The organism is Sagittula stellata E-37 (assembly GCF_039724765.1).
Lineage (GTDB): Bacteria > Pseudomonadota > Alphaproteobacteria > Rhodobacterales > Rhodobacteraceae > Sagittula > Sagittula stellata.
On the sequence record NZ_CP155730.1, the window covers coordinates 109,244 to 129,821 of the forward strand.

The 20,578-nt window shown below is 64.3% G+C and carries 17 protein-coding genes and 1 pseudogene; 8 read left to right on the forward strand and 10 right to left on the reverse strand.

Features of this window, described 5'->3' with window-relative positions; translation table 11 throughout:
- Positions 1-69: 69 nt before the first annotated feature.
- Positions 70-1,071: a LysR family transcriptional regulator gene (locus ABFK29_RS21950; RefSeq protein ID WP_005861990.1), complete on the reverse strand. Its 1,002-nt coding sequence runs from the start codon at positions 1,069-1,071 to the stop codon at positions 70-72.
- 295 nt (positions 1,072-1,366) lie between these two features.
- Here ABFK29_RS21950 and ABFK29_RS21955 point away from each other — a divergent pair, with 295 nt between their 5' ends.
- The 4 genes from ABFK29_RS21955 to ABFK29_RS21970 are packed head-to-tail and all read left to right on the forward strand — an operon-like array spanning position 1,367 to position 6,382.
- Positions 1,367-3,109 carry an FAD-dependent oxidoreductase gene (locus ABFK29_RS21955; RefSeq protein WP_050772468.1) on the forward strand — a complete coding sequence of 581 codons (1,743 nt, stop codon included), beginning with the start codon at positions 1,367-1,369 and terminating at the stop codon, positions 3,107-3,109.
- On the forward strand, positions 3,106-3,615 hold the full coding sequence (locus ABFK29_RS21960; RefSeq protein WP_005861986.1) for a TRAP transporter small permease subunit: 510 nt from the start codon (positions 3,106-3,108) through the stop codon (positions 3,613-3,615). The genes ABFK29_RS21955 and ABFK29_RS21960 overlap by 4 nt, the downstream gene beginning before the upstream one ends.
- Positions 3,612-4,922: a TRAP transporter large permease gene (locus tag ABFK29_RS21965; RefSeq protein WP_005861984.1), complete on the forward strand. Its 1,311-nt coding sequence runs from the start codon at positions 3,612-3,614 to the stop codon at positions 4,920-4,922. The genes ABFK29_RS21960 and ABFK29_RS21965 overlap by 4 nt, the downstream gene beginning before the upstream one ends.
- A 14-nt stretch (positions 4,923-4,936) precedes the next feature.
- Positions 4,937-6,382, forward strand: a complete 1,446-nt coding sequence (locus ABFK29_RS21970) for an FAD-dependent oxidoreductase (RefSeq protein WP_040604958.1) — start codon at positions 4,937-4,939, stop codon at positions 6,380-6,382.
- 185 nt (positions 6,383-6,567) lie between these two features.
- Here the strand turns inward: ABFK29_RS21970 and ABFK29_RS21975 are convergent, their stop codons facing one another.
- From ABFK29_RS21975 to ABFK29_RS21995, 5 genes are all read right to left on the reverse strand, one after another.
- A complete protein-coding gene (locus tag ABFK29_RS21975) occupies positions 6,568-7,707 on the reverse strand; it encodes a CaiB/BaiF CoA transferase family protein (RefSeq protein ID WP_005861980.1) in 1,140 nt (379 codons plus the stop codon).
- Positions 7,708-7,716: 9 nt separating this feature from the next.
- Entirely contained in the window at positions 7,717-8,475 is a 759-nt protein-coding gene (locus ABFK29_RS21980) for an SDR family NAD(P)-dependent oxidoreductase (protein ID WP_005861979.1), read from the reverse strand.
- Positions 8,476-8,484: 9 nt separating this feature from the next.
- Positions 8,485-9,627, reverse strand: coding sequence for an acyl-CoA dehydrogenase family protein (locus tag ABFK29_RS21985; RefSeq protein WP_005861977.1), 1,143 nt, complete (start codon positions 9,625-9,627; stop codon positions 8,485-8,487).
- Positions 9,628-9,911: 284 nt separating this feature from the next.
- Positions 9,912-11,048 (reverse strand): acyl-CoA dehydrogenase, encoded by a 1,137-nt coding sequence (locus ABFK29_RS21990; protein ID WP_157136570.1) that lies wholly within the window; start codon positions 11,046-11,048, stop codon positions 9,912-9,914.
- On the reverse strand, positions 11,041-12,270 hold the full coding sequence (locus tag ABFK29_RS21995) for an acyl-CoA dehydrogenase family protein (protein ID WP_005861970.1): 1,230 nt from the start codon (positions 12,268-12,270) through the stop codon (positions 11,041-11,043). The genes ABFK29_RS21990 and ABFK29_RS21995 overlap by 8 nt, the downstream gene beginning before the upstream one ends.
- A 578-nt stretch (positions 12,271-12,848) precedes the next feature.
- On the opposite strand from ABFK29_RS21995, the gene ABFK29_RS22000 reads away from it, so the two are divergent.
- Together ABFK29_RS22000 and ABFK29_RS22005 are read left to right on the forward strand one after the other, a co-directional pair.
- A complete protein-coding gene (locus tag ABFK29_RS22000; RefSeq protein ID WP_005861967.1) occupies positions 12,849-13,619 on the forward strand; it encodes an enoyl-CoA hydratase-related protein in 771 nt (256 codons plus the stop codon).
- Positions 13,620-13,680: 61 nt separating this feature from the next.
- Positions 13,681-13,790: pseudogene (locus ABFK29_RS22005) on the forward strand (IS5/IS1182 family transposase); the annotation flags it as partial.
- A gap of 15 nt (positions 13,791-13,805) precedes the next feature.
- Here ABFK29_RS22005 and ABFK29_RS22010 read toward each other — a convergent pair.
- A complete protein-coding gene (locus tag ABFK29_RS22010) occupies positions 13,806-14,459 on the reverse strand; it encodes a response regulator transcription factor (protein ID WP_005861965.1) in 654 nt (217 codons plus the stop codon).
- Complete coding sequence (locus ABFK29_RS22015) at positions 14,459-16,669, reverse strand: sensor histidine kinase (RefSeq protein WP_005861963.1); 2,211 nt, start codon at positions 16,667-16,669, stop codon at positions 14,459-14,461. The genes ABFK29_RS22010 and ABFK29_RS22015 overlap by 1 nt, the downstream gene beginning before the upstream one ends.
- 152 nt (positions 16,670-16,821) lie before the next feature.
- On the opposite strand from ABFK29_RS22015, the gene ABFK29_RS22020 reads away from it, so the two are divergent.
- Together ABFK29_RS22020 and ABFK29_RS22025 are read left to right on the forward strand one after the other, a co-directional pair.
- A complete protein-coding gene (locus ABFK29_RS22020; RefSeq protein WP_005861961.1) occupies positions 16,822-17,517 on the forward strand; it encodes a hypothetical protein in 696 nt (231 codons plus the stop codon).
- Positions 17,517-18,839 carry a surface lipoprotein assembly modifier gene (locus ABFK29_RS22025; protein WP_198135740.1) on the forward strand — a complete coding sequence of 441 codons (1,323 nt, stop codon included), beginning with the start codon at positions 17,517-17,519 and terminating at the stop codon, positions 18,837-18,839. Before ABFK29_RS22020 ends, ABFK29_RS22025 begins: the two co-directional genes overlap by 1 nt.
- 411 nt (positions 18,840-19,250) lie before the next feature.
- Here the strand turns inward: ABFK29_RS22025 and ABFK29_RS22030 are convergent, their stop codons facing one another.
- Together ABFK29_RS22030 and ABFK29_RS22035 are read right to left on the reverse strand one after the other, a co-directional pair.
- Entirely contained in the window at positions 19,251-20,099 is an 849-nt protein-coding gene (locus ABFK29_RS22030) for an SDR family oxidoreductase (protein WP_005861958.1), read from the reverse strand.
- Positions 20,100-20,112: 13 nt separating this feature from the next.
- Positions 20,113-20,493 (reverse strand): hypothetical protein, encoded by a 381-nt coding sequence (locus ABFK29_RS22035; protein WP_005861955.1) that lies wholly within the window; start codon positions 20,491-20,493, stop codon positions 20,113-20,115.
- Positions 20,494-20,578 lie beyond the last annotated feature (85 nt).

Consider the following 20,578-nt stretch of genomic DNA (forward strand, 5'->3'; position numbering starts at 1 on the left):
GGAAAATATGAACTGCCTGCAGAAGCGATACGCCAAAACTATCTGAGGTTCGTCTGTCGCTCAGTGGCGTCAGGCGCAGCCTTCGACCTGCAAATCCCGATCCGTCTGGAACAGCAAACCCTTGGCGACGTCGACCAGGCGCGGCAGACTTGTCGAATCCGAGTCCTTGAGCCAGGCAAGCTGGATCGTCGACGTGGGCGTGCCCTCACGGAGCGGGATGTACCGGAGTTGATCCGTGTGGATCGACCTGACCGATGCAGGCACCATAGAAATGCCCATGCCCGCGGCAACGAGGCCCAAGAGCGTGTGCGTATCCGAAACCTCGTGCACGATGTTCGGCGTTGTGTTGCGGTTCGCCAAGACACTGAACATCTGGTGGCTGTAATCGCGGTTTACCGATGGGATGACCCGGATCAGCGGTTGCGACAACACCTGGTCCGCGGTCAGGATAGTCTGCTTGGCCAGGGGATGTTTTTTGGAAACCACCACGACGAAGGGTTCTTCGAGGAGCGTGTGCGTCTCTATCTCGGGATGAATGATCGGACCGCGCAGGATGCCCAGGTCGATCCGTTCCTCGCGCAGGGCTACGAGCTGCTGGCCGATGGTCATTTCCTGAAGATGGAAGCGAACCCTGGGATGCTGTGCGACAAAGGCTTCGAAGAGCTGGGGCACAACCGTGTAGATTGACGAGAAGATGGCCGCGACGGAAAGCGGCCCCTCTTCGCCACGCTTGATCGCGCCGACCAGTTCGGCCGCGATCTGTGTATTGTTTATGATGCGTCGCGCGTAGAGGATGAAGGCTTCGCCCTCGGGTGTCAGCGAGACATGGCGGCGGCTGCGGTTGAGCAGCTTCACCCGAAGTTGTTGCTCCAGCACGAGGATCTGCTGGCTGAGCGGCGGTTGGGCGATGCCCATCTTCTCGGCCGCGCGGGTGAAATTCAGCTCCTCGGCGACGGCCAGGAAGTAGCGCAGCTGCCGCAACTCGATCCGGGGCAGATTTCCGTAGAGGTCCGTACGCGTGCTCGACGGGTCTACGAAAGCGGCAAGGCCGCCCTCTGTGGGTTCCGACATATCAATCCTCCCTGAACCCGCACTCCCCCGGGTTCTTCAGGCCAGGTGGTGGTCTGGCCGTAATGTCCGCACAGCCGCTCGCCTGCATGGTCGCCTGCTAGCCTGCGGCTGGTCCTTTGTGTCCTTGGACATCTTATGGCGGCAGGACCCGGAAGCATAGATAGGTTCTCCATATCAGGATCTAAGGTTTCGGTCTTGGACAGCTCTCGCTCGCGCAACTTATGGATTGGTTCGACTTGGGGTCATGACACTCGATTGCCCCGGCTCACCGATGCAGGACACAACAGGACAGCGCATGACACAGCGACACATTCCGGTACTTATCGTCGGCGCAGGGCCAGTGGGCCTCTCGCTTGCCGGAGACCTTGCGACCCGCGGCATTCGCAGCCTGCTCATCGAAAAGACGGACGGCACGATCCTGCAACCTAAGATGGACATGGTCGGGGTCAGAACGATGGAGTTCTGCCGGAGATGGGGCATCGCCGAATGGGTCGAGCAGTCTCCCTATCCGCGCGACTATCCGCAGGACAACGTCTGGCTGGAGTCCTTTACAGGCGTCGAGTTCGGGCGGGAGCCAATGGTATCCAAGGAGGAGGAGCCGCTGCCGAAGCAGAGCCCGCAAAAGCGCGAGCGGTGCCCGCAGGATATGTTCGATCCGATCCTGACGCGTTTCGTCCGCCAATTCGACGAGTCCACTATCGAGTATGAGACGGAGCTGCAGTCGTTCACGCAATCCGCCAAGGGAGTGGTTGCCGAGCTCAGGCACAAGAACGGCACGCTCGAGACGATCACGGCGGATTATCTGGTCGGAACCGACGGCGCCGCCAGCACGGTGCGCCGCGCGCTCGACATCCCGATGCATGGCCAGCCGGTGCTGACCTACACGACCAACGTGATCTTCCGCTGCAAAGATCTGCCGTCGCTCCATGACAAGGGCAAGGCCTACCGCTTCATCTTCATCGGAGAGGAAGGCACCTGGCTGACCATCGTGGCCATCGACGGCGCCGACCGCTGGCGCCTCTCCTATGTCGGATCGCAGGAACGGCGCACGCTGGAAGAGGCCGACATCCACAAGCTTATCCTGCGCGCCATGGGCAAGCCCTTCGAGTACGAAATCGAATCCGTGATGCCCTGGGTCCGCCGCGCACTTGTGGCCGAAACCTTCGGCAAGGGGCGGGTCTTCCTTGCCGGAGATGCCTGCCACCTGACATCGCCCACCGGCGGCTTCGGGATGAACACCGGGATCGCCGATGCGGTGGATCTCTCGTGGAAACTTGCAGCTGTTCTCGACGGCTGGGCCGATCCGGCGCTGCTCGAAAGCTACACGATCGAGCGCAAGCCCGTCGCGGTCCGAATGGTGACCGAGGCCAACCGAAACCTGAAGCGAATGCTGGCGACCCGCACCAAGGCGCCTGACCCGATCGCCTTCGATCCAAGCCCCGAAGGCGCCGCGGCCCGCAAGGCCTATGGCGACTGGTACACCGAGACGATGCGCGCCGAGTGGTACTCTATTGGGATCCATCTCGGCTTCAACTACTACGAGTCCCCGGTGGTCTGCCCCGATGGCTCCGATAACCCGGATGACGACGTGTCGAATTACGTACAGACAGGCCGGCCGGGACACCGGGCGCCACATGCCTGGCTCAAGGACGGGCAATCGACACTTGACCTTTTCGGCGAGGGGGTGACCCTGTTGCGTCTGTCCGCCGACGCTCCTTCTACCGACGGTTTCGGCGCTGCGGCCGGCGAACGGAGCATACCCTTGACGATCCACGACCTTTCCGCTCAAGGCGCCGAGATACACGATCTTTATGGGGCAGCACTTGTGCTGGTTCGACCCGACGGTCATGTGGGTTGGCGTGGCAACGTGGTCCCAGGGGACCCGGGCGGCGTGCTGGACACGCTGCGCGGAGCGAACCCATCACAAGCGGCCATTCTGCCCCCCGATCTGCCCGGGGAGGAACCACATGTGGATCTGCGGTTCGAAGACATAGAAAGCTTCGCCGGTCGCGACGAAGAAGTGAGGAGGAGAGGATGATCTGGCTAGACCGGATTGAGCGCGCCCTTGCGGCCGCAATGATGATGATCGGTTGTTTGGCGTTGATCGCCACGGCCTTCCACGTCACCGCCAGCGTGGTCATGCGCTATGCGTTCAACACGCCACTGAACGCAACGCTCGAGATCGGCACTTTCTATTACATGGTCGCGATCTCCTTTCTGCCTCTTGCCTATACGCAGCTTGGCCGTGGCCACATCACCGTTGATTTCGTGGCGGAACTGCTTCCAGCAAGAGCCAACAAGGTGCTTCAGTTCATCGCGGATTGCCTGATGCTGGTGTTTCTCGTGTTGCTGACGCGCGGTGCTTGGATTTCGGCAATCGAGGCAACTCGGCACAAAGAATACGCTTTTACGGCAAAGTTTGACCTGTTGCTCTGGCCGTCCCGCTGGATCCTGGTCGCTGCCATGGTGGCCTTCGTTCTCGTGCTGCTGGCACAGATCGTCCGGAGCGTCGCCGGCCGTGGCAACGGAATGGAAACGCCATGACCCCGCTGGCAATAGGCTTGATCGGACTGGCGGGGCTGTTCGTCCTGCTGGCTATTCGCCTTCCGGTCGGCATCTGTCTGGCTGTGGTTTCGTTCTGCGGGGTCTGGGCCATCCGGGGTGACCGCGCTGCCTTTGGCTTGCTGGAATCCCTGCCATATGACTTCGTGGCGCACTGGACGCTCTCGGCGATTCCGATGTTCCTGCTGATGGGTGCGATCGTGGCCCATTCGGGCATGACGACCGCGCTGTTCCGGGCGATGCGGATCTGGCTGGCCTGGCTGCCGGGTAGCCTTGCGGTGGCGACCAATTTCGCAGGGGCGGGATTTGCAGCCGCCAGCGGGTCCAGCATGGCGACCACGGCGACCCTTGGCCGCGTCGCCGTTCCCGAAATGCTGCGGCTCGGCTACAATCCGGGCCTCGCGACCGGGGTGTCGACCGCCGTGGGGACGCTCGGCGCGGTGATACCGCCCAGCATCATGATCGTTCTGTTCGCCATCTTCGCCCAGGTGCCTGTGGGGCAGGTGCTGATCGCCGGTATTGTGCCCGGACTGCTGACAGCCTTCGCCTACGCCGTGCTGATCGTGACCCGCTGCAAGCTCGACCCGAGCCTGGCCCCGCGGGACGTAGATCATGGCATGACACGACGCGAGAAGCTGGCCCTGCTGCTGCCCGTCTGGCCTCTGCCGGTGCTCGTGATCGGCGTGATCGGGGGCATCTACAGCGGCATCACCACCGCGACCGAGGCGGGCGCGGCCGGTGTTGTGCTCGCTTTGATCCTGGGGCTGGTCCAGCGCAAGCTGACTTGGGAGGGCCTCAGGGCGAGCTTGATAGATTCCGCCCGCAGCACGGCAGCCCTCATGCTGATCGCAATTGGCGCGGCGATGCTCACCCGGTTTCTGGCATTCACCGGCATTCCGAACCTGCTGTCGGATGTCATCATCGCCTGGGGCGCCAGCCCTCTGGTGATCATCCTGGCCGTATCGGTCGCCTACCTGATCCTGGGTTGCTTCCTCGACCCGCTGGGCGTGCTGCTGCTGACCCTGCCGATCCTGCTGCCGATCTTCGATGCGGCGGACATGAACATGATCTGGGTGGGGATCATCCTGGTGAAGTTCATCGAGATCGGGATGCTGACGCCACCTGTTGGGCTGAACGTCTTCGTGATGAAGGGGATCATGGGCGATGAGGTCAGCCTGATTTCGATCTTCAAGGGCGTGACCTGGTTTCTGCTGGCAGAGGTCGTCGTGATGGCTATTCTGATCGGATTTCCGGCCGTCGTCACCTTCCTGCCTGAAATGATGCAATGACCAGAGAGGCACCCATGCCGGATCAAAACCGATCTGAACAGACCGACGTGCTTGTCATCGGAGCCGGCATGGCAGGTTACGCGGCGGCCATCGCCGCACGGGAGGCCGGCGCACGGGTCATCCTCGCCGAGAAGATGGATCACGACGGCGGCAGTTCGATCCTGAGCGGAACGACCTTCGCCTTCGCTGGCACGCCGCTTCAGGCGACGCAGGGAATCGAGGACGACGCCGAGACACTGAGAGCCGACCTGCTTGAAGTTGGCGGACACAAGAACGACCCTGCCATGGTCGATCTCTACGTTGCGCATCAACTCGAAACGTTCGGCTGGTTGCGCGACATCGGGGTCGTCTTTCAGGAGGTGCAACTCAGCTCGAACATGTCGCGGCCCCGCAGCCACCCGGCAGTGCCCGCGCAGATCTTTCAAAGCCTGCGTGAGCGCGGGGCGGCACTCGGTCTCGATCTTCGCACCGGCTATGCCGCGCGGCGACTGATCCAGAGGTCCGATGGCACCGTGGCGGGTGCGGAATTCGACACGCCAGACGGTCCGCTCGACATCCGCGCAAAGGGCGGGGTGATCCTGGCGACCGGCGGTTTCGCCCGCAGCGACAGGCTGGTTCAGACCTTCGCGCCCGATCAGGCCCCCGCGCTCCGCCTCGGTGGGGCAGGGTCGCACGGAGACGGCCTGACGATGGCCTGGGCGCTTGGCGCCGACATGGCCGACATGGGCTATGCCAAGGCGACCTTCGGTATCGCCTATCCCGATTACCCGGGGTCGGGCCGCGCCGCGTTCGAGGACGACCGCGCCCTGTTGCATGCGATGTATCGCGGCGCCATAGCCGTGAACCGCGAGGGGCAGCGCTTCATTGCGGAGTCGGCCTCCTACAAAGTGCTGGGCGACGCCTGCCTGAAGCAGCCCGATGCGCTGGCCTTCCAGATCTTCGACTCGCAGGTCATGGCGGAATCGCGAGAGGCCCCCCGCACCCACAACTACCGCGCCGCCGAGGCCGCCGGGGTGCTGATCCGGGCCGACACGATCGAGGCGCTGGCCGACGCGGCCGGACTTCCGGCCGAGGCGGTGACCGCTGCGGTCTCCGCCTACAACGCCGCCTGCGACGGCTCGCAGCCGGATGCCTTCGGACGCACGACGCTCGGCATGGGCTACGGCGCGCCGCGTCGGATCGACCAGGCGCCGTTTTACGCCTACCCCTGTACCTCGGGGCTCTTCAGTACCTATTCGGGGCTGCGGACCGGAGCCGACCTTCAGGTCCGCAGGGTCGACGGCACCACAATCTGCGACCTCTACGCCGCCGGAGAGGTCCTGGGCGGCTTTCATGGCAAGGGCTACATGAGCGGATCGGCCATGGGCAAATCGGCGGTCTTCGGACGCCTCGCCGGCCAGTCGGCGGCCAACAAGGCGCTCGCCGCCAATGCGCGTTACGATGAGATCGACGCCCAGTGAAAGAAGCTTGATCGCTGAAGACAGCCAGCGGGCCCGGTTCGGCACGCCGACCCGGCAGGAGAACCGTCTTTTGGCCGGACGTCAGCAGAGCGCACCCGATGGCACACGGACGCGACATCACCCGCAGCAGGATCCAGGCGCTTTCCCGGACGCCATCATCCGCCCGGCAGAGGGTTGCCGGCCCGTCAGGAACCGGCGATCAGGTCCTCGATGTCGCACTCGCCCAGTTCGGGCACATGCGGCCGCACGGTGACGCTGCTTCCTGTCATCCTGAAGGGCAGGTTGGGCACCAGGAAGGCGCCGCCCTTGTCCACGACCTTCTGGAACGCCTGCCGCAGCGCAAGCTGCGGGTCCTGCATCGCTTCGCTGACGGTGCGGTAGCGCGCACAGGGCACCGAGGCCGCAACAAGCTTTTCCTCGCAGGCCTTCGACGTGCGCTCGGCCGTCCACTTTTCGACCTCGTCAAACAGCCGGTCGAGATGGCTGCCGCGTGCCTGCGGGGTGGCGAAGTCGGGGTCGTTCGCCAAGTCGGGGCGACCGATGGAGGCGCACAGGTTTTCGAAGTTGCGCTGCGTGTTCGGCACCAGGATGACAAAGCCGTCCGACGTGCGCAGGGGCCGGTAGATCGGGCGCATGGCCCCGGTCGGAAACTGCGCCTCCTGCACCTCGTAGGGCATCATGTTCATCATGCATTCCATCAAGGACAGGTCGATATGCTGCCCCTCGCCGGTGCGCGTGCGCTGGTAAAGCGCGCTCGCGATGGCGCCCAGCCCGTAGACCGCCGACAGCACGTCCGCGAAGAAGAACAAGGGGTTGATCGGGCGGTCGATGTCGCGACCCACCTGGTAGGACAGGTTGGCCAGGTCGTAGCCCGAGGTCGCCTGGATGATCTGGGCGAAGGCGGGACGCTCGGCGCCCTCGCCCTGCTGGCCGAAGCCCGAGATGGAGCAGTAGATCAGCGCTGGCTGATCGCGGCGCAGGGTCTGATGATCCAATCCCATGCGCTTCATCACCCCGGGCCGGAAGTTCTCGACCACCACGTCGGCCGTGGCGATCAGCCGACGCACCGCGTCCACGTCCTGCGGGTTCTTCAGGTCTAGCACGACGCTTTTCTTGCCCGCGTTCAGGTGGCCGAAATAGGTGCTGGCACCATCGCGCATCGGTTTTTGGGTGCGGATGAAGTCGCCGCCCGAAGCCTCGACCTTGATCACTTCCGCCCCCATGTCGGCCAGATAACGGGTGCAGTAGGGGCCCGCCATGAAGGTCGTGAAATCGACGATGCGGATCCCCAACAAGGGGCGGTCTTCGGCTTGTTGCGTGGTCATGTCATCTCCTCACATGGCCGCATTGGCGCGGCCGCCGTCGGCCAGGATGACCTCGCCGGTGACATAAGCCGCCTTGTCGCTGGCAAGATATGCGACCAGGTCCGCGATATCCTGCGGCTGTCCCGCCCGGCCCAGAGGCGTGACGGCCAACCGTTTCCGAACGCCTTCCTCGCCGATGTTCTTCACGGCGGCGGGGGTCTCGATGAATCCTGGCGCGACGCCGTTGACCCTGATGCCTCGGGCGCCGAGGTCCGTGGCAAGCTGCCGGGTGATGCCGGTCACAGCGGCCTTGACCGCGCAATACCCAATCGAGTTCGGGGTCGCGCGAATGCCGGCGGAGGACGAGATGTTGACGATGGCGCCGCCACCGGCAGCGGCCATCGGCCCTTCGACCGCCTGGCACATCCAGATCATGCCCTTGACGCCCACGTTCAGCATTCGATCCAGGGCGCGCTCCTCGACATCGGCAAGAGGTTCGTACCGGATCCAGGCGGCGTTGTTCACCAGGATGTCGATACGCCCACCTTCCTCCGAGATGGCCGCCACGCCCTCGTGCACGGCGGCGCGGTCGCTTATGTCAAGAACGCGGTACTCCGCCTGACCACCGGCGTCGCGGATCGCGCCGACGGTTTCCTTCAGGTCGTCTTCCTTCAGGTCGAGGCACCAGACATGGCAGCCCTCGGCTGCAAGCGCTGCCGCAATGACCCGACCGATGCCGCGACCGCTCCCGGTGACGAGCGCGACGCGGTGAACAGTGTCACGTGTCATGATCTCTCCTCACGCCGCCGCCAGGTTGCGCCCGATGATCATGCGCTGGATCTCGTTGGTCCCCTCGAGGATCTGGTTCAGCTTGGCGTCGCGCATCATCCGCTCGACCGGGTATTCCTTGGAATAGCCCGCGCTGCCCATGGCCTGCACTGCTTCGGTTGTGACTTCCATGGCCACGTCCGTGACATAGCACTTGGACACGGCCCCGAGCATAGCCAGACGGCTGTGATCGCCCGAGTCGATCTCGGCACAGACCGAATAGAGCAGCGCCCGCGCCGCTTCGGTCTTCATGTGCATATCCGCGAACTTGAACTGCATGCCCTGAAACTGGGAAACGGCGCGCCCGAACTGGACCCGCTCCTTCGCAAAGGCCAGCGCCGTGTCGAGCGCGCCCTGTGCGAGACCCAGAGAGGATCCCGCGACGGTCGGCCGGTTGAGATCGAGGATCTTCATGCAACCCTTGAACCCGGTTCCCTCCTCACCGAGCATGCAATCCGCCGGGACCACCATGTCCTCGAAGAACAACTCGTGGTTCGGCGCGCCGTTGCGGCCCATCTTGCGTTCCTTGCGACCGACGCGGAAGCCGGGAGTTTTCGTGTCCACTAGGAAGGCGCTTATCGAGTCCGACGAGGTGCCCTCGGAAGTCTTGGCGAAAACGAGCACGTAGTCGGCAACCCCGCCCCACGTGATCCAGCTTTTCTGCCCATTGATGACATAGGAATCGTTGCCCTGCCTCTTCGCAAAGGTCTTCATCGAACGCACGTCCGATCCGGTGCCGGGCTCGGTCATGCCGATCGCCGTGATGACCTTGCCGGAGGCCGAGATCGGAAGGTACTTCTGCTTTTGCTCTTCGGTTCCCATGTGCAGCACGGGCAGGATCAGACCGATGGAATTGTTCGCAGCCAGGGCCGAGGCCGTCAGCGACGCGCGGCCAAGCTCCTCCTTGGCGATGCAGACGGTGGTCAGGTCGCCGCCCGCCCCGCCGTATTCCTCTGGCACCCAGAGTGACAGCAGGCCCAGCTCACCGAACAACTCGGCCAGCTCGTACGGAAATTCATCGGTCTCGTCGATCCTTGACGCAATTGGCGCGACTTCCTTTTCGGTGACCTTGCGCAGCATATCGCGAAAGGACTTCTGTTCTTCGGTGAACATGTGATGTCTCCAGTGTTGCCCCGAAGCCGATGAGACCGGTCCGGGATGTGAATTTCAGGGTCGTGCCTCTCAGGCAACGTGGCGCGGGCGTTTCTTCATAAGTGCGGCCCGTCCTTCCGCGCAGTCCTGGCCCAAGACACGGACCTTCTGGTGGTCGTCATCCCGCTTTTCCGCCAGCTCGGTCACCGCGGGCAGGGGGCCTGAATGGGGCACCTCGAGGCGCCGCAGCTTGTCAAAGCTCCAAACCCGGAGCCTTGTCTCACCCGCTGTCCGTGCCGTTGTCGTCAACCCGAAGCCTCCCCTTCGGCATCCAGCAGGTCCAGCGCGGTCCATGCGCCGCCGAAGGCCGCTCCGATGTATAGAACCCGTTTCACGTAATGGCCGATGGCCGTTTCATCCGACATTCCTCTGCATCCATGCATTTGGATCGCGGCTTCGCCGATCCGCCGCCCATGGCATGTGGCCACGTAACGCGCCTTCAGAAGCTGGCGGCGAGGCTCGTCCATGGTCTCTGCGGCGAAACTCGCCAGATCGGCCATCGAACTCACCATTTCGAAGTCCATGTGCATGTCGGCCGCCCGATGCCGAAGCACCTGAAACTCGGACAGCGCCCGACCGAACTGGCGCGGCTCCTTCAGGTGCTCGACGGTGCGCTTGCATATCTCGTCCAGGGCGCCTGTCAGTTCGTGGCAGAGCGCGGCAGAAGCGACATGCCCGGCCCGCTCGAGCGCGGCATCGGCAGTCGCACCTTCCGCGATGACCTCGTCCGGTTCGACCTCCACCTCCTTGAGCACCAGTGCCGCCAGCGGACGCCCATCGACGGCCCTGTAGGGATATGCGGACAGGCCCTTGCGGTGGGTCGGGAGCCGAACGAGCAACCTTTCCCCGCCAGGCGCGTCGAGACCCAGGATCACGTCGGTGGTCGCGTCGGAGTACTCGCAGGCCGCGACCCTTCCTCTCAGCAACAGCCGGGCGCCGCGTTCCTCGGCCTGTACGCGCACGTCAGTGCCGTTCGGTAACCCGTCACTCTGTGCCGAGACGGTCACGATGCGGTTCCCTGCCGCAATGCCGGAGAGCAGGGTTTCCACCAGCGCGCGACGCGGGACATATGACAGCAGGGTGGCCGCCACGATGGAAGACCCGATGTAAGGCATGGTCACCAGCGCCTCGCCGCACAGACGCGCCAGGGCGCAGGCCTCGCGGAGGGGACGGTTGAGTCCGCCGTCACCCTCGCCGACGCAAACACCCAGCCACCCGAGCTGCGCGATACCGGACCATTCGGACAGGTCGCTCCCGGCTGTCTCGGATCGCAGCCGAACCTTGCGATCCGCGACGAAGCCGGCCGCCGCATCGGTCAGCCTCCTGATGTCTTCGGAGGGCGCGAGATGATCCAGAAAGGTGCCGGGCATGTGCTCAGCCAAGGACCGTTCTCGCGATGATGTCGCGGTGGATTTCATTGGTTGTTCCAAACATGCTGAGCCTGCGGCTGTGCAGATAGTCCTGCATCACCCCTGCCGTTTCGGCGTGGTCGCTTTCATGCGGCACCGGACCGAACGCCACACCGCCGTGACCGACGGAGTCGACCAGCAGCGCGGTCAGATGCTGCTGCATCTCGCTCCCCCGTACCTTGAGCATCGAGGCCGCCGCCGGATTGGGGCCGTGGCTACGCATGCGAATCTCGCAGACCTCGAGGGCTGTCAGTTCGGCGTCCACCCGAGCGACTTCGGTCAAGAACGAGGGCGACGGACGTCCGGACGCACCTTGCATCATCGCCCGGTCCGCGTAGGTTTTCAGGCGCGCAAGCTGGCGACGGCTGCGCCCAGTGCAGGTCAGGCCAATGCCCTCATTCTGGAGCAGGAAGCGCGCGTAACCCCAACCCTTGCCCATGTCGCCGACAAGCCCGGACCTGGGCACCTCGACGTCCTTGAAATGGATCGAGTTCAGACTGTGGCTGCCGTCGATGCCGAGGATCGGACGCACCTCGATCCCCGGGAGGTCCATGTCAAAGACCAGACAGGTGAAGCCGTCCTGCTTGCGCTCTTCCTTCGACGTTCGCACGAGACAGAAGATGCGATCAGCGCAAAGCGCATGGGTGGTCCAGGTCTTCTCGCCGTTGACGAGAAAGTGGTCGCCCGCATCCTCTGCTCGGGTACTGAGACTTGCGAGGTCCGATCCGGCACCGGACTCCGAAAAGCCCTGGCACCACCAGTCCTCACCGGAACGGATGCGGGGCAGATAGAAGTCCTTCTGTTCCCGGCTTCCGAACGTGTAAATGACGGGCCCCACCATACCGGTGCCGAAAGGGGGAAGCGGCGGCGCGGCGTTCGCCCCCAGTTCGTAGTTGAACAGGAACTGCTGCATCGGGGTCCATCCCGTGCCGCCGTGCTCCTCGGGCCAACTGGGCGCGCCCCAGCCCCTCTCGTTCAGGGCGCGTTGCAGCGCCACGATTTCGGACTTGCTGGATGGGAGACCCCGGTCCACGCGCTCGCGCAGGTCTTCGGGAACGGCAGACCGAAGGAAACGGCGCACCTCGAGCCGGAAGCCTCTCAACCCATCATCCAGCAGAAGGTCGATGTGATCGGGCGCGCTCTGGTCCAGATGCGTGCCGGCCGGTTGGAACGAAACAACATTTTCCGGCACCATGACGCCCTTTCCTTGTCCTCTGGTTCAGCAACCTGCCTGCTCGCGGGACGACCGACAAATATCGAGACGCTATCACAGCATTCGGCAACGCTATCCCTCCAGGAGGCCGCAAGCGTGGCATGACCGCAGTCATATCTTTGCCATGGATGATGAAACGGTATCCGTCTCTGCATCGCCCACGGGCTGCGTTGACAGCGCGGGCCCGCAAACCAACGATACGGCATCGTTCACCGGCGGAGGCCGAGATCATGTCCGATGCAGCCTCAGGTGCCATCCTTGCCAAGTCGGACCGCAGCATCATTCGGAAGGAGCAGCACGAGAGGGCGGACCGTGCTTCGACGGGTTTCGCCCCGCTCGGGAGACTGCGTAACCGGTGTCCTGGCGCCATCTGTCGCGCGGCGCTCTGATCTCGGATCGCCGCCGTCGGACCGGATTCTGCGCACTGACCTTTCCTGGCGACATGGCACGGACAGAAATCCGGCAGGACTACGAGCGCGCAGAGTTCCTCCGTATCGCCGTCGAGCGCGTGTTCAGATTGCCCCCAACTACATCATGGAAAACTCAGGAGACCGCCAGCAATGACGCTTGTACTCAATGAAGAAATGGCCCCCGGTGTCGGATTGCTCACCCTCAATCGCCCGGACGTGCGCAACGCTCTGTCGTTCGAGCTGCGGCAGCAGCTCATTGACGCTCTGGCCGACTTCGCGCGAAACGAAACCATCCGCTGCGTGGTATTGACCGGCGGGCCCGACGTCTTTGCCGCGGGCGCTGACCTGAAGCAACTTAGCCGGATGGGGCCAATCGACATGCTCGAAGCCTCGCCGGAGCGATACTGGCAAGCCATCTCCGCGTTTCCCAAACCGCTGATTGCGGCCGTGAACGGCCTGGCTCTTGGCGGCGGGTTCGAACTTGTGATGCATGCCGACATCATCGTCGCGGGCCAGTCCGCAACCTTCGGGTTGCCCGAAGTCAAGCTGGGCCTCCTGCCCGGCGCAGGTGGCACGCAACGGCTGCCCCGTGCGATCGGAAAATCCCCTGCGATGCGCTTCCTGCTGACCGGAGACCCGATACCCGCTCCCCTCGCGGCCGAACTCGGTTTGCTCAGCGATGTCGTGCCGGACGATCAGGTGCTGGAGGCCGCCAGGGAGATCGCCAGCAAGATTGCCCGGCGCCCTCCGCTCGCCGTACGGATGATCAAGCAATGTGTTCTCAACGGCGCCGACCTGCCTCTGGACGCCGGATTGGAAATCGAGCGGAAGTCGCTGCAACTCCTTCTCGCATCCGAAGACAAGGCGGAAGGCATCGCCGCGTTCATCGAAAAACGACAGGCTGTATTCAAGGGACGGTGACAGGCTGTCGAGGCGAATGTCGGTCTCGTCCATTGCACGATGCACTGCCGGGCAGTGATACGAGATCGTGTTCGGCAGGCTCAAGGATTGGCGGCGTGTGGTGATCCGCTATGACCGATGCCCAAGCTATGCCCGTCGGCCCTCGCCCTCGCGGCGACCGTAATCCACTGGTTTCGAATCCTGACCCTAGCCGCGCCGGGGTCCCATGCCGTCGCGGTTCAGCCCAAGCCGCGTTGCATGCCATGACGCCTCGGCACGAGACGAAATGCCGAGCTTGCCGTAAATTGACTTGATGTAGCTGGCAACCGTTGTCTCCGCGAGACCGAGCTCACGCGCCACCTCGGAGTTGCGCAGCCCTCGTGAGATCAGCGCCAGAACCTCTGTCTCGCGATCGGTGAGCCCGTGGGTGGGCGGAGCACTCGGGCCGGTCAGACTGAAATGCTCCATGATGCGTCGCGCGATCGAAGGCGAAAGCGCGGGCAGGCCCAGATGGATCTGGCGCAACTGGTGGGCCAACAGCGAGGCCGGGTTCTCCTTGAGGAGGTAGCCCTGCGCCCCGGCAGAGAGGGCGCCTACGACGCTGGCATCATCACCGAGCACGGTGGTGACGACGCAGATCGTGGCGGCGCGGCTGTCCCTGATCTGCCTCAGCAGGTCGAGGCCCGACCCGTCCGGCAGCCCCAGATCGATAAGCGCCAGATCCTGCGGCTGTTCCAGCAGCACGCGTGCCTGCCGCAGCGTTTCGGCCTGTAGTATCTGCGCGCCTCCAAAAACCTCCTCGACGATGGCACAGAGCCAGCGGCGAGTCTCGGCAATATCTTCGACGACAAGGATCCGCATCAGCCCGCCGCCCTTTCCAGCCCGGCTGTGCTCGGAGCACGCAGCCTTGCAAGCGGCAAGGTGGCGAGCACCCGGGTGCCGCCCTGCGCGGGTTCGATCACGAGCGTGCCGCCGCAGGCCTCTACGCGAAAGCGCAGATTTGCAAGCCCGCTCCCCTGACGCAGCCATTCACCCTTGGTGCCGGTGCCATCGTCCTCGACGATCAGCCTGAGTCTTTCACCTGGCAGGGGAAGAAACCGGAGGCTTACGTTGCGGGCTTTGGAATGGCGCAGAGCATTGCTGACAGACTCCCGCAACAGCGCCCGAAGGGTTTGCGCCTGAAGCGCCGTGAGCGAGATGTGCGGCCTATCCGTGGCGCTTAGGCCGCAGTCCTGCCATTCCATCCCCAGTCCCGCCGCTTCGAGATGATCGCCGATCTCCCGCCGGAGGTCAGCCAGAAGTTGCGCCAGAACCGCTCCGTCCTCCGCCGGGTTCGACACGATCTGTCGCAGGTCCGAGAGGGTCTGTCGGATCAGCAGATCCTTCCGCTCCGGGTCCGAAGAGTGCAGCGCGCCCAGCAACTGAACCCCGATATTGTCATGCATGTCGCGGTTGATGCGGCTGCGTTCGGTTTCGACTGCGGCGTCATGTGCGCGCTGGCGCGCGATGGAGCGGTCGAGCATTCCGACCACACTGCGCGCCAGTCGCTCATCGCGTCGGTTGAACAAAGCGCGCCCCTGCCGCGCCCAGTGCAGGCGAATGCCCGGCAGACGGTGCGGCAACGGGATCTCGAGCGTTTCGCCGCCGTCGCGCAGGCCGACCGCATCGAAGGCCGGTGAGCCGTGCTCGATACGGAGCGGATCGAAAAGGCGACGCAACAGGGCATGAAGCGCGGCATCGCGGTCCTCCGCCCGGGTGGCAAGAGCCACATCGCTGACCAGCGCGAATAGTTCTTCTTGCCCCAGTCCGCGGTCGTTGCGCAACCAGCGGCCCAGCACATCGCGAAGCGGCAGATAGATCAGGCCCACCACGGCGAGCGCGAGGCCGAACGCAGGCGCCCGGTCGAGCGCAAGTCCAAGGATCATTGCCGCGTCGAGTACCAGCAGCAGAAGAACGCCACCCATGTAGAAGAGTATGCGGAAGGACCAGTCCGACAACTCGAAGAGCCTGTAGCGCGCGATCCCCATGGCGAGGCCAACAAAGATCACGAGGAAGAAGAGGAAGGCGTGTCCCTGCGAAAGGCGCGGCGGCGCGCCCATCATCAGGGGAAGCGTGACGGTCAGGCCGAAACCACCGGCACCCACCAGTACAGAAAGGCCGAACCATCCGAGCATTGCCCGCGCCGTGGGGTTGCGCCGGTTCACCACCGCCTGTGCCAGAACCGCGGCCAGCAGCATCAGCATTGCGAGGACGACGGGCGCCTGTCGGTTCTGCAGCGCATCCGGCCAGTCGACAAGGACGGTCAGGATGAAGACCGAGAACAGCGCAGCGACGGACCAGAGCGCCGCCCGCCCGGCAAGTCGTGCCGGATAGATCAGGAAAAGGTTGATCATCCCGATCCCGAAGACCAGCGTCCCTAGGTAGTTCAGCCGCGAAGCTATCGTGAAGACCTCGGTACTGAGCGCAAGCTCCCGGGTGCTGTAGAGCGCGGCCGCGTCAGCGGAGATCATCAGGCCGAGACCTGCAAGCCCGAAGCACTGAACCGCCCGGTCTTCGTGCCGCAATGCCATGACCCAGCCGCCCAGAACGATACCTGCGAAGCCCACGCCAAGCTGGACCCAGAAGACGCCCGGCAGGTCGCCAAGAGGCCGGGAAGGCGCCGGTCGGATCTCTTGCATGACGCGGTCGGGCGCGCCTTGGGGGTGCAACTTAAGATGGGTTGTGGGTGCTGCTATACGCGCGAGCAGCGCGTCCTGCTTCGCAAAGAAGGCGCGCATCTCTTCGGGGTCTGTCAGGGCGTCAGGCTCTTCGGTCAGGTCTCGCGCATTGACCGGCAGGGCCGGGAGGCCGGGCGCAGCAACCGAGAGGAGCGTCGCGCCTTGGGGGACGCGGCCTTCGGCGGGACCGTCAGGATGGACCGCATAGACTATGGCGCTGTTGTCCGGCCCCGCGACGAGCCGCACCCCGAGCCAAGGCTGACTGAGCGCGATCCAGAGCACCAGGGTCGCGACGGCAAGCCCAAGTGCCAGCGCCGACGCAGCGAGCAGAGCCGGAGAATAGGTTTGCTTCATGCGGTGGGTGCCATGTTTCGCGAAACACCAGAAACCAAATATTCCAAAAGTTTAGTGCCAGTATTTTTGCTTGAATACCCCTGAACAGGGGAGAGACAGCGCAATTTCTGGGCGCCAAAAAGATTCATTATCAATTATCAAGGATACGAGGGATGCGCATTGCAAATCTTGGGCGGCTTAGCCTCGCCCTGGTGCTTGGCACATCGCTGTCCGGCTGCCTGCAGGGCAGCAGTGGTGGCGGAGCTGGCGGTGGTGGAACTGGCGGTGGCGGCGGAGGAGGCGGTGGCAGCTCAAGCTTCGACACCGAGTTCGATCGCGTCACGGCCAAGGCGCCGACGTCGAACATGCCGACCGCGATCAACGCATCCTACGCCGGACGGCTTAAGGTTGACGTGACCGATCCTTCCAGCACCATCGGTGAGGTCGAGGGCGATCTGGACCTCGATGTGGCCTGGAATGATGGACAGGCCACCAACCCGTTCACCGGGACCGCGTCGAATTTCACCGGCACGCTGGTGACCGGCCAAACAGGCACCATTGACGGCACTCTGACCGTAGACAACAGCTTCGGCGGGTCCATCAGCCGGGTGGTCAATCCCTCGATGAACGTGGGCGGGGTCACCATCCCCGAGACACAGATCGGGGCGCTGAGCGTCACTCTCACCGGTGAGTTGAGCCAGGGCGGGACCGCTGCCGACACGCAGATAACGCTCGGCGGGTCGTTCTTCGGCGATGCCGGTGAGGCCGCGCTTGGGCCGGTGGTCGGCGGTTACAACCTGCCGAACTCGGGCAATCCGGCGGTGTTCGACGGTGCCATCGCAGGCACCTATTATATCGAACAAAAATGATGACAAGGCTCGCGGCACTTGGCGTGCGGCGCCTGCTCGCGGGCCTTTTTCTTGCACTGGCGCTTGTGTCGCAAGCACCGGCGCAGCAGTCTGACGTGCTTGCCCGTGCCGAGGCGCAGGTAAATGCCGGAGACTATGGCACCGCTATCTCCGCCCTGCAGAGAATGGGGCCTCAAGCGTTGCGCGAGGCCGAGTTGCGCCGTCTCTGGGCGCTGTCCATGGCGCATGTCCGGCAGGGCCGTCCACGCGCGGCACTGCCCTGGCTGGACCGACTGGTCTCCCTTGCGCCCGATGCCGTCACCTACCGTCTGGAACTCGCCAACACGCTCGAGGCTGCGGGGCAGGCAGAGCGCGCGCGCTACCACTATTCCCTGGCGCGCGGCGCCGCGCTGCCCCCGTCGCTGGCCGACGAGGTGACGCGGCGCATCGACCAGATTGATCGTGCCCGGATCTGGGAAGGCAATTTCCGCTTCGCGATCGTGCCCGAGAGTAATCCCGCGAAACGAACCGCGGCCGACACCATCATGATCGGCGACCTGCCCTTCAAGCTCAAGGACGCCTCCCGCGCACAGCCCGCCCGGGGTGTCGAACTTGGCTTCGGGCTTGCCGCCCTGCCCAGGGTGGGACCGGATCTGAGGCTTCGGCTGGGGGCGTCCCTCGATGCACGGCTTTACGAAGAAGGTGCGCCCGACGACGTTCAGGCACGGGCGGAACTGGGGTTGCTGCACTTCGGCGACCGCAACCGCAGACTGGGCGCCGGGATCACTCTGGGAAAGCGCTGGATCGACGGCGAGGCATACGCCAACACGCGTGGCATCTATCTGACCTGGGGCCAGTCCATCGACGCCCAGGCCCGGAGCATGCTTAACCTGACGCTGATCCGCGAGCGCACCGACTATGAACGCCCCGGAACCGAGCCCGCCACCCGATCCGTAGCAGCCGCATCGCTCAGCCACACGGTTACACCCCGGTTGCAACTCAGTTTCGGCTTGCAGGTGGAGCGGACCGAAAGCGCGCTTGCAACCGAAGCCGGGCAGGGGGGGGCGGTGACGCTTGGCGCGCGCTACGCCTTCGAGGGCGGGCTGCTCGCCGAGTTGTCACTGGCGCTTGGTCGGCACGAACGCGATGGGCCTGACCGCCTGCTTGGAATTGTACGTAAGGACCAGCGCGAGAGTCTCACCCTGAAGCTCACACACCGCGACTGGGCGGTCGCGGGCTTTGCGCCGGTACTCGAACTCGGAGCAGAGCGGCAGGACTCGAGCAACGACCTCTACAGCTACGAGAACAACCGTGTGCTGCTGGGCATCACCCGGCGGTTCTGAGACATGCGGAAGGCGATTGCGGCACCCGCCCGTGCTATCCGTGGGTCATTGCGGCCGAAGTTTGCCCGTCACCGGACATTGCTGGTCTTCATAGTGAGCAGATCAGACCGTATCGAAACGCAGGAACCTAGGCGCGGGCTTCAAGGCTCGCGTGGCGTCGAAAACCGTGAAGAGCGAGCGCACTGTGTCGGAGTTGGCCGCTATAATGCGGCGTGCATCTTTGACGGACAGTGCATTCGCACAGCGAATGTCACGACAGGCGACTATGATCCACCAGCGGAAGACGGCTCTCCCCAAGGCGGCAACGGACATCTTTGAACACGGCGGGAAGAAGAAGGCCGAGGTCGCCAAGGAGACTGCGCGGTCGTTGCACGCGGGGATCCGAGAACTGGCCACCCGCTTGCGAAAGGGTCATCCATGCGTCCCTTCCTTCACGAGACCCGCGAAGTGGTCGCCAAGGCGACGCTTGCCAAAGCGCGGCGCGACCATCTCCATCCCGAGCGCGGTCAGGAAGAAGCGCGCCGGGCCGCTCATGCGCCGTGGCAGTAACGGCAGCACCGCGAGTGCTGCGCGACGAAGCGCATCGGGCAGATGGGTGATGCGCGGCGCGGTCCCCAGCGCGTCAAAGGCGACGCGGGCGATCGCGTCCTGGGTCATCACATCGGGACCGCCGACATCGACCCAGCCGTGCCCGGAATCGGTGGCGTCAGCGATGACCTCCGCCAGATCGGCTCCGTGAATCGGGTTCAGCCGTTGCGCCCCGTCGCCGAAGAGCCAGACACGGCCGCCTTTGGCCATCTCCAGGATCTCGCCCATGTCGGAGAAGTACCCCGTCGGTGCGATCACGGTCGCGGGCATGTCGGAGGCCTGAAGCGCCTCCACAAAGGCGGACTTGGCATCGATAAGCGGCACGCCCGCCATGGCATCGGCATGAAGCACATGCACATAGGCAAAGCGCCCGACGCCCGCCGCCTCCGCCGCGCGCAGCAGGTTGAGGTTGGCCTGATAATCCACGTCGCGATAGTCCAGCCCATCCGCCTGCCGCGTGATGCCCAGCGACGAGACGACGAGGTCCACACCGTCCATCACCCCCGTCAGCGTCTCTGGCCTGGTGGCCTCGGCCTCGACCAGCACATCGGCAAGCCCTTCGGCCCGGGCGGTGTTGCGAACCAACGCGGTGACGTGATGGCCGCGCCGCGCATATTCGGCGCAGAGAAAGCGCCCGAGGTAGCCAGTCGCTCCGGCGATGAGAACGTTCATGGGTCTTCTCCGATCAGGACAGGCCGACACCAAGCGCGGCGGCAGCCATGAGAAACAGGACGGGCGTCCAAAGCAGGCGCTCCGGGCGCGAAGGGCTTGCGGCATTGGCGATCAGCGACAGCAGGGTCAGGCCGAGCGCAGGCCAGAACAGCGGTGCTAGCGGTACGGCCACGACACCGGACCGCGCGAGCAACGCCCCCGCCATAGTGCTGAGCAGCGCGGCCTGCACCAGCGCCAGCGCGCGCCAGACAGGAGGAAGCCGGCCGGGGAAACGCCCACCGACCGTCAGCCGCCCCAGCGGTGCACCGGCGGCGTTGGCAAAATGCATGAGCACCGGACAGGCGGCCAGCCCGGCATAGGCGATGGCAAGGGCAAATGGGAGAGGCTGCGTCATTGGTCGGTCCTTACCAAAACCGCAGCCAAGATCGAAGGGAACGACGCGATGTGCGCGCCTGTTGATCCCCAAGATCGATGTTGTG